This window comes from Streptomyces sp. NPDC058469, assembly GCF_042721125.1.
Lineage (GTDB): Bacteria > Actinomycetota > Actinomycetes > Streptomycetales > Streptomycetaceae > Streptomyces.
On sequence record NZ_JBHXME010000114.1, the window covers coordinates 1 to 14278 of the forward strand.

The window sequence follows — 14278 nt, forward strand, 5'->3', positions numbered from 1 at the left end:
TCTCCGCGGCCGGTACCCCGGCCGTGGCCGCCGACTCGTCGAGCAGCTCAAGGAGTTCACCGGCGGAGACGGTCACGTCGAGGGTGACGTCGAGACCGTTCTCGTACGGCTTGCCGAGGCGTACCGCGCGGATGGCGAGGACCTCGAAGGACGGCGGCCGGCCGAAGACGGCGAGTGCCGTGCCGGTCGCCTGCAGACGGACCGCGGCGCCGCGGTCGTAGTGGAGCAGCCGGGAGAGGAAGGCCGCGAGGTCCGCCGCCTCCCCTTCGTCGGCGAGGTGGAGGACCGTCATGCGGCGACGGCCTCGTCCTCGTCGTCGTCCCGGTATTCCTCCAGGAACTCGCGTTCCTCGCCGGTGATCCGGCGCGGGCGCTGCGCCTCGAAGTCGAACGGCACGACGACCGTGGAGGCACGGACGTAGAGCTGGTCGCCGTCCTTCACCTCGTAGGTGATGGTGAAGGACGCCGCCCTGATCTCGGTGATCCACAGCTCGATGTCCACCGGCGCGTGACGGTGGACGAGCTGGCGTTTGTAGTCGATCTCGTGGCGCGCCACCACCGACCCCTGCTTGAACTCCTTGTCCGGGCGGAACAGGAAGTCGATACGGGCTTCTTCCAGGTAGCGGATGAAGACCGCGTTGTTGACGTGGCCGTACGCGTCCATGTCCGACCAGCGCAGCGGGCAGCGGTAGATGTGGCGCAAGAGATCAGCCTCGGGTCAGCTTCTTGTAGGTGGCGCGGTGCGGACGCGCGGCGTCCGGGCCGAGCCGCTCGACCTTGTTCTTCTCGTACGACTCGAAGTTGCCCTCGAACCAGAACCACTTGGAGTCACCCTCGTAGGCGAGGATGTGCGTGGCGACCCGGTCCAGGAACCAGCGGTCGTGGGAGACGACCACGGCCGCACCCGGGAACTCCAGCAGCGCGTTCTCCAGCGATCCCAGGGTCTCGACGTCGAGGTCGTTCGTCGGTTCGTCGAGGAGCAGCAGGTTGCCGCCCTGCTTGAGGGTGAGCGCGAGGTTGAGGCGGTTGCGCTCACCGCCGGAGAGGACGCCGGCCGGCTTCTGCTGGTCGGGGCCCTTGAAGCCGAACGCGGAGACGTAGGCGCGGGACGGCATCTCGACCTGGCCGACGTTGATGTAGTCCAGCTCGTCCGAGACGACGGCCCACAGCGACTTCTTCGGGTCGATGTTCTCGCGGCTCTGGTCGACGTAGGAGATCTTGACGGTGTCGCCGACCTTGATGGAACCGGAGTCCGGCTCCTCCAGGCCCTGGATCATCTTGAAGAGGGTGGTCTTGCCGGCGCCGTTCGGACCGATGACGCCGACGATGCCGTTGCGCGGCAGTGTGAAGGAGAGGTCGTCGATGAGAACCTTGTCGCCGAACGCCTTGGAGAGCTTGCTGACCTCGACGACGATGGAGCCCAGGCGCGGGCCCGGCGGGATCTGGATCTCCTCGAAGTCCAGCTTCCGCATCTTGTCCGCCTCGGCGGCCATCTCCTCGTAGCGCGACAGACGCGCCTTGGACTTGGCCTGACGCCCCTTGGCGTTGGACCGCACCCAGTCCAGCTCCTCCTTCAGACGCTTCGCGCGCTTGGCGTCCTTCTGGCCCTCGACCTTGAGGCGGGAGGCCTTCTTCTCCAGGTAGGTGGAGTAGTTGCCCTCGTAGGGGTGGGCGCGGCCGCGGTCGAGTTCGAGGATCCACTCGGCGACGTTGTCCAGGAAGTACCGGTCGTGGGTGACGGCGACGACGGTGCCGGGGTACTTCGCGAGGTGCTGCTCCAGCCACTGGACGGACTCGGCGTCCAGGTGGTTGGTGGGCTCGTCGAGAAGCAGCAGGTCAGGGGCTTCGAGGAGCAGCTTGCAGAGCGCGACGCGGCGGCGCTCACCACCGGAGAGGTTGGTGACGGGCCAGTCGCCGGGCGGGCAGCCCAGGGCGTCCATGGCCTGCTCCAGCTGGGTGTCCAGGTCCCACGCGTTGGCGTGGTCCAGGTCCTCCTGGAGCTTGCCCATCTCGTCGAGCAGGGCGTCCGAGTAGTCGGTCGCCATCTCCTCGGCCACCTCGTTGAAGCGCTTGAGCTTGCCCATGATCTCGGCGGCGCCGTCCTGCACGTTCTCCAGGACCGTCTTCGACTCGTCGAGCGGGGGCTCCTGGAGCAGCATCCCGACGCTGTAACCCGGCGACAGGAACGCGTCGCCGTTGGAGGGCTGCTCAAGGCCCGCCATGATCTTGAGAACGGTGGACTTACCGGCACCGTTCGGCCCGACCACACCGATCTTCGCGCCGGGCAGGAAGCTCAGCGTCACGTCGTCAAGGATGACCTTGTCGCCGTGCGCCTTGCGCGTCTTGCGCATGGTGTAGATGTACTCAGCCAAGAGAAACCGTCCGGCAGCTTGAAATCTGGAGTGGGCAGATGTAGTCCATCTTGCCTGAGGTCCAGGCTTGGGTGGTAACTCGTTTGGTCGGGGGGCTGTGAACTGGGGGTTCGGTCGGTGCCCTGTCTCACCACCCGCAGTCGATGTCGGTCATTGCGCCCCTGAGAACCGGATCGGTACTCGTACCGCTGATCAGCAGCAGACCGCCGTCCCGATCCCAGTCCAACTCGTACGTGCCGCCGGCGACGGGCCAGTAGCCGTCGTCGACCGTCCAGGAGCCCGCCTCGCCCCAGGCCAGGCCGGTGCGCCCCACCGCGTACGCCTCGCCGTTGCCGATCATGAGGAACGACGTCTCCCGTAACTACGGCCGTGCAGCCGCCTGGGCCCGTGGGGCGCAGCACGTGGTACTCCGCCTCGTTGAACAGGTCGCCCGCCGCTCCCCACGCGACGCCGAACACCGCGATGACGATCAGCAGATTCCTCGCCGGCCGCACCCACCTGGCCGGCGTCGCCGGGAGCCGTACGGCCTCCGCCCGGCGGGCCGCCCTCACGGAGGTCCACCACAGAACGAGCGCGAGTGCCGAGAGAACACCGCTGACCGCCCAGCCGGGGACCACCCGCCCCCGCACGACCAGCAGAAGGTCGCTCCAGCTCGCCAGGGCGGCGAACGCCAGGCTCCCGATGCCTGCCGCCGTGAAGGCGCCGGGCGGCAATCCCGCGCCGTGCTGTATCCGTGCTTCGGCCATGGCGGGTACGACTCCCCGAACGCGCCGACAGTTGCGCCGAGAAGCCGGGAAGCCGACGCGGTTCGAGAGCCACCGCCGCCCGGGGCGCTCAGCCCTGGTTGGGCTTCCTGTCCCGCAGCAGGACGAGGGTCGTGGCGCCGATGCCGACCAGGCCGAGGGCGAGGACCGTGATCATCGGGGTGATGCCGGAGCCGCCCGTCTCCGCGAGGTTCGTGTCGACGGTGGTGCCGCCCACCGTCGCCGGGCTCGGTTCGCTGAGCGTCTGCGTCACGTCACCGCCCGCGTCGCTCTGCGTCCGGCAGTCGAGGACTCCGGTGAACCGCTTCTCGTAGCCGTTCGGCGCCGTGATCGTGAAGTCGTACGCCTGGTCCTCCTGGAGCGGGATCGTCACCGTCGCGGACTTCCCGGCGTCGATGCCGTGCTCGACGCCCATCAGGTCGAAGGTGAACGTCTCGTCGCCCTGGTTGGTCGCGGTGAGGTCCACGCCGCCGTCGGCACAGTTCTTCTGCGCCGACAGTGCCGGTATGGCACCGGTCTCCGCCCAGTCCGCGCTCGCGGCCGCGGCGACCGTCGACTCGCTGGAACCGGCGAGGATCTGCGTCTGGCTTCTGCTCTCGGAGGTGAAGGCCCGGCCGACGGGCACGGTGGTGGAGGCCTGCACGGTCAGGTCGGCCGACCCGGCCCCCGCGTCCTCGGGCACGTCGAAGAACACCTGGCTGCCGTCCGCCGCTGACGTGACGACCTTGCCGTCCTTGTCGACGATCCGCACCCCGGTCGTGGTGGCGTCCGCGGGCGGTGTCACCGTCACCCCGCTCGCGTTGGTGTGCACCGTCACCGGGCCCAGCCGCTCACCGGGGTGCCCGGAGACGGCGGGCGGGTCGAGGGTCAGCGAGGCCTTCGGCTCCGCCACGTTCCGCGCGCTCTTCTCCAGGTAGTCGGCGAGCTTCTCGGCCTGCGGGTCGACCGCGTCGACGTCGGCGCCGTCCGAGTAACGCCAGATCGCCACCTGCGTACCGGCCGCGGCGTCGCTCTCGGTCAGGCCCTTGGTGCCGGCCTTCGCGGAGAGCGCCGCGAGATCGTTCACCTGCGGGTAGGAGTGCTGCAGGATCCAACTGATCCTGCCCGCGCTCTTGTTGGCGCCCAGCGACGTGCCGCTCCACGCGGTCTCGTGGTACTTGGCGTCCCGCTGGGTGGGGTTGCGGAGATCGACGCAGTACGTCTGCAGGGTGCCGCCGCCGTCCACGGACATCTCGAACAGGCCCGCGGAGACCTGCTGGTCGCCCCCGTCCTCGTGGATCACGGCGGCGCCGTACGTCTTGAGCCCGCCTATCGTGGCCGTCGCCCCGCCCTGGGTCTGCGGTGTCTCGTCGGCGACGGCCGGGCCGGCACCGGCCAGCACTCCGGCGGCGACGAGTCCGCACGCCCAGGTCGCGGCGACGAAGCGCACGGCGCCTCGGCCGCGCAGGGACAGCGCGGAGAACACAGACAACGCAGATGACACGGAATTCCCCTTCGAGCAGGACCCGTCGATGTGGGGGGTGCGGTCCCACCAGCAGAATCAAAGCGCCGGGAACTGTGCCCGAGCTATGCCCGGCATCCTAAGGACGCGGGCGCACCGCCTTCTCCAGTCGGGTCATCGGATAACCGATCCGACTCGGAATCGTTATCCCCAAGATCGCCTACGAGCAGGGCTTATCGACAAATCCACCGGGTCTTTCGGAGCGCATTCATCGATAAGCCGCAGTTCGATCAGCTCGGGGCATTCACTGACATCACGTCACCACGAGGGGCTCCGCGAGCCGTTGGTCGGAATGCCGTTGGTCGGCGGAAACGGCGTCCTCGGCGGTGTCGGCGGTCGAATCCCCGCCCGGTGTCTCCCAGTTGGGCTCGGGCCGGGGCGGAGAGGCCGCCGTCTCCTGCCTGTTGGCCCTCCGGAAGGCCGAGGTGCCGCGCGCCAGGTCGTGGCCGATCGCCACCGCCTCGATGTCCGCCGAGGACCAGTTCGGCTGTCCCTCGCGTACTTCCGTGCGCACCTTCAGCCGCCCCTGGACGACGACGGGGTCGCCGACCGACAGCGACGCGGCCACGTTCGTGGCCAGTTGACGGTTGGCCCACACCGTGAAGAAGTTGGTGTGGCCGTCCGTCCAGGCGCTCTTCTCGCGGTCCCAGTAACGCGCGGTCACCGCCAGCCGGAACCGCGCCGACGGTCCCGCCGCCAGATCCCGGTACATCGGCTGGGTCGCCACGTTCCCTACCGCGCACACCATCGTCTCGTTCATCGCGTGTCCCTCCCTGACCCGGCCCCGCGAGGCCGAGCGGAAACGCCTACGGGCCCGTCCCGTACGGCTGCAGTCAGACTGCCTCCGCCGAGCCGGGCCCGCTGAGCGCTGTGGACCACCGCCCACCTGTGGAAAACCTCATCACCCGGACGAGGGAACGACGTCCGGACCGCAGTTCACCCGACCCCGGCCCCCGTGACCCGCCCGTACTGCTCCCGCACCTCCCGGTACCGCAGCAGCTCCGCGGCCAACGGATCGAGCACCCGCGCCCGTCCGCACCCCGCCGCCGCCTCCCGCAATCGCCGCTCGGCGTCGAGGCCGTAGCGCCGGGCGGGGCCGCGGGCCGCCAGCCGGCAGCTCCACTCGACGAGCGGGCCGCCGATGATGCCGGCCACCATCAGCAGCACCGGCACGCCCAGGTTCGGTGCCATGAATCCGATGATCTGGCCCAACAGCCACAGCCCGCCGACGACTTGGAGGATCGTCATGGACGCCTGCGCCAGGACGGCCGCCGGCCACCAGCCCGGCCGCGGTGGCCGCCCCGCGGGCAGCCCGGCCCGCGCCGCCAGCTCGTCCAGCGCCTCGGGCAACCCCTGCGACCCGCGTACGGCCGCCTCCCGCACCGCCTGCGCCCACGGCGCCGGGAGCCCGCCGGAGGCCCGGTCGGCGACCGTACGGACCGCCTGCTCGACGCGCTGGCGTGCCGTGGCTTCCTCGTCCGCCTGGGCGAGGATCGGCAGTCGGCCGGTGGTCGGTTCGCGCCGGTCGTTGTACCAGCGCCACAGCCGCAGCCAGGGCGTGCCGCAGGCGCGGTTCGCGTTGCGCAGCCAGGCGCGTTCGGCGGCCTCGCCCGCCGCGGTCGCGCCCACCGAGTCCGCGAGCCGTGCGGCGAACTCGTCCCGCGCCTCCTCGCTGAGCCCGGTGCGCCGTCCCGTGGCGTAGACGGGCCGCAGTCGCCACGCGGCGGCGTCCACATCGGCTGAAATTCGCCGTGCGGCGGCTCCACGTTCCCCCACGAACTGGCCCAGAACCTCGCGCAGTTCGGGGATGCCGTCCCCGGTGAGCGCGGACAGGGAGAGCACGGTCGCGCCGGGTTCGCCGTACTCCCCCAGGGCGATCCCGTCCTCGTCGAGCAGTCGCCGCAGATCGTCGAGGACCTGGTCGGCGGCCTCCCCGGGGAGCCGGTCGATCTGGTTGAGGACGACGAACATGACCTCCGCGTGGCCCGCCATCGGCCGCAGATAGCGTTCATGGAGGATCGCGTCGGCGTACTTCTCCGGGTCCACGACCCAGATGACCGCGTCCACGAGCGCCAGCACCCGGTCCACCTGCTCGCGGTGCGCCACGGCCGCCGAGTCGTGGTCGGGCAGGTCCACCAGGACGAGCCCGCGCAACTGGGCCTCCATCTCGGCGCTCTGCAGAGGGCGTCGGCGCAGCCGTCCCGGGATGCCGAGCCGGTCGATGAGGGTGGCCGCGCCGTCGCTCCAACTGCACGCGATGGGCGCGGCGGTGGTGGGCCGGCGTACGCCCGTCTCCGAAATGGCCACTCCGGCCAGCGCGTTGAAGAGCTGCGACTTGCCGCTGCCGGTGGCGCCCGCGATGGCGACCACTGTGTGCTGCCCGGAGAGCCTGCGCCGCGCCGCCGCCTCGTCGAGCACCCGCCCCGCCTCCGCGAGGGTCCCGCTGTCGAGCCGGGTGCGGGAGAGCCCCACGAGTTCGCGCAGCGCGTCGAGACGGGACCGTAGCGGCCCGTCGTACGCCAACGGGGCCGGAACGTGCGCGGTCTGTGCGGTGTGCGCGGCCTGCGCACGGGAGGCCCGGATCTCCACGGCGGCGGCCTGCTGCGCGGCGGTGGTCTCGTTGACCCGCCGTGCGATCAGCCCGTCGTCCCAGGAGCCCGCCGCGTCCGCCGAGTCCGCCGGGTCGGACGGGTCCGTCCGGTCCCCCGGGTTCGCGGACGCCTGGGAGGCCGTACGGCTGGAGGTGTCGGTGCCGGCCGGCACGCGCGCGTGGTCGTCGGTGTTCTCCAAGGCACTCGTCTCCTCCGCGTCCTCTACGGGAAGGCCGTTTACGGAAGTCGCCTCTGCATCGCCCTCTACGGGGGAGGCGTTTTCGAGGTGCTCGTCCTTGGCGGCGACCGCGTCCCCGGTGTGAGTGACGTGATCCATTTCGTCCGTGTGGTCCTGGTCAGTGACGGCAGTCACCGGTCACCTCTCCTTCTGCAGTACGGACAGCGCGGCGATGAGTTCGGCCTGGGGTTCGGGGTGCACGTCGAGGGCGTCGAGCGGGGCGAGCCGTCGTTCGCGCTCGGTGTGCACGACCCGGTCCAGATGGTCGTTGAGCAGCCGCCCGGCGCGGTCGCGCAGCCGCAGCGCGCCGTGGGCACCGATCCGCTCGGCGAGCCCCTCGCCCGCGGACCGCGCCCGGCGGCCGCCCAGCAGTGCGGTGGCGACCAGGGCGGCGACCACCTCGGGATCGGGCGCGATGCTCCGGTCGAGGTCGCTCACCTCCTCCTCGGCGTACTCCTCCAGCTCGCGCCGCCACCGCCGTACGGCCATCCCGATCCGGTGCTCGGCGCTCTCCAGTGAGGGATCCCGGTCCGTCAGGCCGGGGGCGCCCGCCGCGGGTTCGCGGCGCCAGGCGTCGTCGACGCGCTCGTCGGCGGCGGTGACGGCGCACAGCAGCAGTGCGGCGAGGCTCTCCGCGAGAGCGTCGAGCAGTTCGCCGGCGGAGCAGTCGAGCGGGAAGGCGCGCCAGCGCTTCAACGCGTCCCCGGCGAGCACCGCCCCGGCCTGCAACCGCCCCCGCACACGCGCGTGCTCGCTGTCGTACGCCCCGTCGACGGCGGCCGTGAGCCGTAGCGCGGCGGCGTACTGGGCGGCGGCGGCGCTGGCCAGTTCGGGCATCCGGGACTTGAGCGAGTCGAGGACGCCGTAGGCCGTACGCGCCATCGCCTGATGCCGGGCCCCGGGGTCCTGGGTCTGCTGCACGAGCCAACTCCGCAGTGCCGCCACGGCACTGGCCGGAAGCAGCCCCCCACCCCAGGCGGATTCGGGCAGTTCGGGCACCGTGAAGCGGGGGACGTCGCCGAGGCCGGCCTTGGCGAGCAGGGCGCCGTACTGCCGCGACACCTCGGACACCACCTGGTGGGGCACCCGGTCGAGCACGGTGACCAGGGTCGCGTTGTGCTCCTTGGCCGTGCGCAGCAGATGCCAGGGCACGGCGTCGGCGTAGCGGGCGGCCGTGGTGACCATGACCCAGATGTCGGCCGCGGAGATCAGTTCGGCGGCCAGCACCCGGTTGTCGGCCACCAGGGAGTCGATGTCGGGCGCGTCCAGGAGGGCGACTCCGCGCGGGAGGGTGTCGGCGGTCTCGATCCGCAGCACACGCATGCCGTCCTCACCGGGGAGGAGCAACTCGTCCCCCGGGTCCTGATGGGGCACCCACACGCGCGTGAGGTCGGGCAGCACGCGCATGCCGCTGAACCAGTGATGGTCCTCCGGGTGGCAGACGAGCACCGGTGTGCGGGTCGTCGGCCGCAGCACGCCGGCCTCGCTGACCCGGCGCCCGACAAGGGAGTTGACGAGCGTCGACTTCCCCGCACCGGTGGAGCCGCCGACCACGGCCAGCAGGGGTGCTTCGGGTTCTTTCAGGCGGGGCACCAGATAGTCGTCGAGCTGGGCGAGCAGTTCATCGCGATTGGCACGCGCGCGTGGAGCCCCCGCCAGGGGCAGCGGGAAGCGTGCGGCGGCGACACGGTCGCGCAGGGCGGAGAGTGCGTCGAGCAGCTGAGGCCGTACGTCCAAGGTCACCACATGTGAAGAATGCCCAATTTTGGGGGAATTCTGAAGCATATGAGCATGTCTGCGCGCCGACAGAACACAACGGACGGAAGGGATGACTGGGGCATGGGCACAGTCCAGGCATAACGAGTGCACAACACCCGTGGCGCAGGGCACCAAAAGCGATGCACGATTCGTACCTGCCTGCGATTATCAGGACCGCTTCACCGAACCTCCACATCGAGCCACGGAGGGGAAGCAACAGGGACAAGGACCCGGGAGCCCTATCCTTGTCCCCGGCAACGTCACGGACCGGCCCACACCCGGGCCGCACGACCGAGGCCACCACACCCGGCCCCCGTAGCTCAGTGGATAGAGCAGGCGCCTTCTAAGCGCTTGGCCGCAGGTTCGAGTCCTGCCGGGGGCGCTCTGCTCACACACCGTTCCCACCCTCCCTCCAGGAGGGCGTTTTTGCAGGTCAGGGGCGAGCCGGCGGAACGTCGCGGTGACGTTCCCCCTTCGACCCGCCCGCCACGGGCCACTGCGCCCGCAACGCCCTGTTCGACTACGACTTCCCGGCCTACCAATTCACGCACGCGCGGATGTGGCTGGCGGTGTCCCAACGGCTCTGCACATTGGCTTTAAATCGCCAGGTGGATCCGCCCACGGACGACATGGAACCGGGCACACCGGCCGCCCGCGACGCCCTGGACTACACCCGTGTGCTCGCCGGCATCCTGCGGGCTTCGCTGCGCGAGGGGGCACGGCTCGACCTGCCGTTGCCGCTGGTGAGTTGCCCACCGCGGGCGGAATCACCGTTCACGCCGAAGCCGCCCAGGACACCGTGCGCGCACCGCAATCCGGGGCGGGCGGAGTTGGTCGGGCGGGCTGAACATGATGACCTCCGTGAGCCGCCACACCGGCGCGCTCGTCACCAACGAGCCCGCGTTTCTACGGCTGTTGACCGACGTGCGGGGCGGCACGGTGCACGAGACGACGGCCACTTCCACCACAACCTCGCCGCCAACGACAGGAGTTCAGGCCACCGAGCCCGCATCCACCGCAGCACCGGTTTCGGAAGCGCGTGCCCCGCCGGTGTCCTCCCCCGACGCGACAACCGAACGCACCATGCTCCTCGCGGAGATCTACCGCGGGGGCCCGCTCCGGCGGCTGCGCGCCGTCGACCTCCGCACCACACCCACCCCCGTGTTTCGGCCCGTGTTTCGGCCCGGTTTCCGTTACGTCCGGATGGATACGTAATGGTCAAGAATTGGCCCCGAACGCTTGTGGGATTTCGCGAGGGCGGCAGATCATTGGCCGAATCCCGTCCCCGTCCCCGCAACTCCCCTCCGCCCGCTTCCCTCCTCCCCGAACCCGCAGGAGCCCCCGTGGCCGCTGGTCAGATCGCCTCCGAGCCGGCCGGCGCGCCGACCGCAGCACAGGCGGAGCGGCAGAAGCTGCGCAAGCACTTCGGCCGTTTCGACATCCTCTTCTTCCTCCTCTGCACGATCGTCGGCGTGGACACCATCGGCACGGTGGCCTCGTCCGGCGCCGAGGCGTTCACCTGGCTCATCGTGCTGGCCGCGGTGTTCTTCATCCCCTCCGCGCTGCTGATCGCCGAGCTCGGCGCCGCGTTCCCCGAGGAGGGCGGCCCCTACATCTGGACCAGCCGGGCCTTCGGCCGCCTCGCGGGCGCCGTCAACAACTTCCTGTACTGGATCACCAACCCGGTATGGCTCGGCGGCACCCTCGCCGTCTCCGCCGTCACGGCGTTCACCACGTTCTTCAACGACGGCAAGGACCTGAGCACCCCGGCCTTCTACGTCTTCGCCCTCGTCTTCATCTGGGTGGGCGTCCTCGCCGCGATCCTCTCCTTCGACGTCGGCAAGTGGATCCCCACCATCGGCGCCTGGAGCCGCTTCGTCCTCCTCGGCCTGTTCACCGTCACGGTCGTCGTCTACGGCATCCAGCACGGCCTGCACGGTTTCGGCCCCGGCGACTTCTCACCGACGTACGCGGGCTTCGTCGGTCTGGTGCCCGTCCTGATGTTCAACTACGTCGGCTTCGAACTGCCCAACACCGCCGGCGACGAGATGACCGACGCCCAGAAGGACGTGCCGTACGCGATCTTCCGCAGCGCCGCCCTGGCCGTACTCCTCTACGCCCTCCCCATCCTCGGCATCCTGCTCGTCCTGCCGGTCAAGGCCATCACCGGCCTCGGCGGCTTCCTCGACGCGATCCGCCAGGTCTTCACCGTCTACGGCGGTGACGTGGCCGCCGACGGCACCGTCACGAGCAGCGGCGCAGGCACGGTCCTCGGGGACATCGCCGCGGTCCTGTTCATCCTCACGGTGCTGTCCTCCGGCGTCACCTGGGTCATGGGCTCCGACCGCGCCCTCGCCGTCTCCGGCTACGACGGCGCCGCGCCCCGCTTCCTCGGCGTCATCTCCAGCCGCTTCGGCACACCGGTACGGGTCAATATCCTCAGCGGCCTGGTCTCCACCCTCGTCCTGGTCCTGGCCCACCAGTTGACCAACGGCAGCGCGGCGAAACTCTTCGGCGCCGTCCTCGGTCTCGCCGTATCCACCACGCTGGTCAGCTACTTGGGCATCTTCCCGGCCCTCGCGGTACTGCGCCGCAAGGCTCCGGACGTCCCCCGCCCCTACAAGGCGCCCTTCCCCCGCACGATCAGCACGGTCCTCACCGTGCTCATCGTGTTCGCCAGCATCCAGCTGATCGCCCCCGGCTTCGGCGACCACTGGTTCGGCGCCGACTACCTCCCGGACGGCTGGACCCACGCCGAACGCTGGAAGTACCTGCTGACGGAGCTCGTACCGCTCCTCTGCTTCATGCTCCTCGGCGTCCTCTTCTGGGCCTTGGGGAAGCCGACACGGACGGCGGCCGCGACCGGCCCGTCCCTCGCCAAGAAGTAACCCGCCCAAGAGGCAAGCTCACAGGTCGACCGGCGAGCCGTCCCCACCGTCCGCCGGTCGCACCCGGGTCAGCAACCGCTCCTCCAGAACCGTCGCGTAGATCGCGGCCCGGGTGGCGGCGGGATGGCCCGGCGGCCAGATGCCGCGGCGGAACACACAGCGCCGTCCGCGGAAGCGCACCACCGTCGTGGCGGCGACGGCCCCGTCCCGGTCGCCGGGTACGGCCTCGCAGGTGATCGACTCCAGGACAGCGCCCCGCCGCTCGCACAGATCCCGGACGGCCCGAAGGGCGAACCGCAGGAACACGTCCGTGTACTCCCGCGGCCCGCCCCGGTCGGCGTGGTCGTCAGTCACCGCAGTTGTGCGTCGCGGAGTCCGTCGAGGCCAGGACGACGTCACCGGCACCGGCGGGAAGGACCAGGTGCACGCCGTTGACCTTGAGGCCGGCATCGGCGCCGGTCGAGGGAAGCTGTTCGTTCACGATGAGCCGGCCACCTCCGACGAGCGGGATCTCAGTGTTCGGGTCGCTCGACACGGTAACCGGAACTCCCGCGATCCTCAGGGTCAGCGTGGTGCTGCCCACGGCCTCGCCGCACCGGCTCGTGGAGGTCGCGGTGAGGCCGGACACCTCGATGAGCGGTACCCCGGGCAGTCCGACGCGTGCTTGCGCCACGGTCGACGACGCCGTGACCGTGCCGGGTGCGAGCGTCGTGGCGACCTTGGGGCAGAGCTTTTGCACCGACACCAGCAGTGAGGTGTACGAGGCCGAGCACGGGGTGTCGGTCGTGATCGCGTCCGCCGTGCGGACGGTTCCGGTGTCGGGCTGCGGCGTGACGTCCAGCAGCGGTACGCCGACGAGGTCGACGTGCGCCGAGACGCCGTAGGAACGGCCCGTCGCGTACTGGAGCTTCAGCTGGGCGGAGGTGTCCGACGCCAGGTAGCCGGCGTCCCCGGCGAAGGAGGCGCTCAGGGCAACGGTGGCGGAGGCGTTCAGCGGCTGGTCGACCGGGTCGACGGTGCAGGTCGCGGTCCCCGTGTCGCTGGTGGTGCCGGTGCACGTCTGCCGGTCCTCACCCGTGCCGAGGGCGAAGCTGACACTCCGGCCCGGTACCGCGTCGCCGCCGAAGTCGGTGAGTTTCGCGGCCAGTCGGGCCGGAGTTCCGTTGGCGAGATGCTGTGCGCCGGTGTAGTCGAGCTCGGTCGGTGAGGTGAGGCCCACTCCGGCGGAGGTGCCGGACGGGTTGTAGTCGTCGTCACCGGCGAAGGAGGCCGTCACGGGCGCCGTGTTCGCCGTGCCCTGTGGCTGGTCCACGGGGTCGATCGCGCAGGTGGCCGTGCCCGACGCGGCGGTGGTGCCGGTGCAGGTCTGCTGCGTGCCCCCCGTGCCCAGGGCGAACCGTACGGAACGGCCGCCCACCGGCGTTCCGAAGTCGTTGGTCAGCTTCGCCGAGAGACTCACCGGCGATCCGTTCACGGCCGTGCCGGCACCGGTGTAGGTGAGGCTCGTGTCCACCTTGTGGGGCTGCTCGGGTCCGGTGCAGTCGGCCGCCTGGATGCACGGGAGGAAGTAGTAGGCGGTGATGATGCCGAACGGCCTTCCGTCACCCGAGCGCGGATCGTTCCGGGTGACGTAGACGACGACCAGGCTGGCCTCGTCGTTGGTGCAGATCACCCGGTCGTCCGGCGCGGGCACGCAGAAGCCCGCGGTGCCGACCGTCTCCTGGATGTCCTCGTGGTCGGGCACGACACCGTGCTGCAGGATGTGCCGCCTGCCGAAGCCGTCCACCGGCGGGTTGCCCTGCGGGTAGTCGTTCTGGCCCTCGCGCAACGGGATGTCGTTGCCCAACGCCCCCTGGAAGGAGTCGACAACGGTCCAGTCGATCATGTTCGGATTCGGATCGCCGGGGTCGGCCGACGCGGTGACGGGTACCGCGAGAGCCCCCAACAGCCCCAGAACCAGGGCGAGTACGGCGGACGCCAGGCGTCTGCGTGCCCGGCTTCCGGTACGGACAGGCATGGTTGGGTGGTCATGAAGGACTGGCACGAACATCCCCTTCCTCGTGACTGGACCGGAGCACCCACCCTGTCGCCCGGTAAGGGGCATGACAAACCATCGACGCCCGGTGGCGTGTCGCGACGTAAGGTCGGTCCCCTCCACGGGCAGGGC

At 70.4% G+C, this 14278-nt stretch carries 11 protein-coding genes, 1 tRNA gene and 1 pseudogene; 3 read left to right on the forward strand and 10 right to left on the reverse strand.

The window, feature by feature from the left end; genetic code table 11:
* From ACFWP5_RS35975 to ACFWP5_RS36010, 8 genes and pseudogenes are all read right to left on the reverse strand, one after another.
* Positions 1 to 292: pseudogene (locus ACFWP5_RS35975) on the reverse strand (hypothetical protein); the annotation flags it as partial.
* Positions 289 to 702, reverse strand: coding sequence for an acyl-CoA thioesterase (locus ACFWP5_RS35980; protein ID WP_384166513.1), 414 nt, complete (start codon positions 700 to 702; stop codon positions 289 to 291). The pseudogene ACFWP5_RS35975 and the gene ACFWP5_RS35980, both read right to left, overlap by 4 nt.
* Positions 703 to 706: 4 nt before the next feature.
* Complete coding sequence (ettA, locus tag ACFWP5_RS35985; protein WP_384166516.1) at positions 707 to 2371, reverse strand: energy-dependent translational throttle protein EttA; 1665 nt, start codon at positions 2369 to 2371, stop codon at positions 707 to 709.
* Positions 2372 to 2498: 127 nt separating this feature from the next.
* Positions 2499 to 2711 (reverse strand): hypothetical protein, encoded by a 213-nt coding sequence (locus ACFWP5_RS35990; protein ID WP_384166519.1) that lies wholly within the window; start codon positions 2709 to 2711, stop codon positions 2499 to 2501.
* Between the two features lie 494 nt (positions 2712 to 3205).
* A complete protein-coding gene (locus ACFWP5_RS35995; RefSeq protein WP_384166522.1) occupies positions 3206 to 4618 on the reverse strand; it encodes a Cys-Gln thioester bond-forming surface protein in 1413 nt (470 codons plus the stop codon).
* Between the two features lie 271 nt (positions 4619 to 4889).
* Positions 4890 to 5396 (reverse strand): single-stranded DNA-binding protein, encoded by a 507-nt coding sequence (locus ACFWP5_RS36000; protein ID WP_384166525.1) that lies wholly within the window; start codon positions 5394 to 5396, stop codon positions 4890 to 4892.
* A gap of 176 nt (positions 5397 to 5572) precedes the next feature.
* A complete protein-coding gene (locus tag ACFWP5_RS36005) occupies positions 5573 to 7600 on the reverse strand; it encodes a GTPase (RefSeq protein ID WP_384166528.1) in 2028 nt (675 codons plus the stop codon).
* A gap of 3 nt (positions 7601 to 7603) precedes the next feature.
* Positions 7604 to 9211, reverse strand: a complete 1608-nt coding sequence (locus ACFWP5_RS36010) for a dynamin family protein (protein WP_384166531.1) — start codon at positions 9209 to 9211, stop codon at positions 7604 to 7606.
* A gap of 321 nt (positions 9212 to 9532) precedes the next feature.
* Between ACFWP5_RS36010 and ACFWP5_RS36015 the strand changes: the two genes are divergently transcribed.
* The 3 genes from ACFWP5_RS36015 to ACFWP5_RS36025 all read left to right on the forward strand — a co-directional run bounded on the left by ACFWP5_RS36015 (position 9533) and on the right by ACFWP5_RS36025 (position 12111).
* Positions 9533 to 9605, forward strand: a tRNA-Arg gene (locus ACFWP5_RS36015).
* A 479-nt stretch (positions 9606 to 10084) separates the two neighbouring features.
* The gene (locus ACFWP5_RS36020) at positions 10085 to 10438 is read left to right on the forward strand and encodes a hypothetical protein (protein ID WP_384166534.1); all 354 of its coding nucleotides are present in this window, start codon (positions 10085 to 10087) and stop codon (positions 10436 to 10438) included.
* 128 nt (positions 10439 to 10566) lie between these two features.
* Positions 10567 to 12111 (forward strand): APC family permease, encoded by a 1545-nt coding sequence (locus ACFWP5_RS36025; protein WP_384166536.1) that lies wholly within the window; start codon positions 10567 to 10569, stop codon positions 12109 to 12111.
* A gap of 18 nt (positions 12112 to 12129) precedes the next feature.
* Here the strand turns inward: ACFWP5_RS36025 and ACFWP5_RS36030 are convergent, their stop codons facing one another.
* Together ACFWP5_RS36030 and ACFWP5_RS36035 are read right to left on the reverse strand one after the other, a co-directional pair.
* Positions 12130 to 12465 carry a hypothetical protein gene (locus tag ACFWP5_RS36030; RefSeq protein ID WP_384166539.1) on the reverse strand — a complete coding sequence of 112 codons (336 nt, stop codon included), beginning with the start codon at positions 12463 to 12465 and terminating at the stop codon, positions 12130 to 12132.
* Entirely contained in the window at positions 12458 to 14128 is a 1671-nt protein-coding gene (locus ACFWP5_RS36035) for a choice-of-anchor P family protein (RefSeq protein WP_384166542.1), read from the reverse strand. Before ACFWP5_RS36035 ends, ACFWP5_RS36030 begins: the two co-directional genes overlap by 8 nt.
* Between the last annotated feature and the right edge of the window lie 150 nt (positions 14129 to 14278).

Excerpts from the sequence above, each read along its gene's own strand:
- ACFWP5_RS35990 (WP_384166519.1), bottom strand. The coding sequence starts at position 2,711 with ATGATCGGCAACGGCGAGGCGTACGCGGTGGGGCGCACCGGCCTGGCC.
- ACFWP5_RS36035 (WP_384166542.1), bottom strand. The coding sequence starts at position 14,128 with ATGCCTGTCCGTACCGGAAGCCGGGCACGCAGACGCCTGGCGTCCGCC.
- ACFWP5_RS36000 (WP_384166525.1), bottom strand. The coding sequence starts at position 5,396 with ATGAACGAGACGATGGTGTGCGCGGTAGGGAACGTGGCGACCCAGCCG.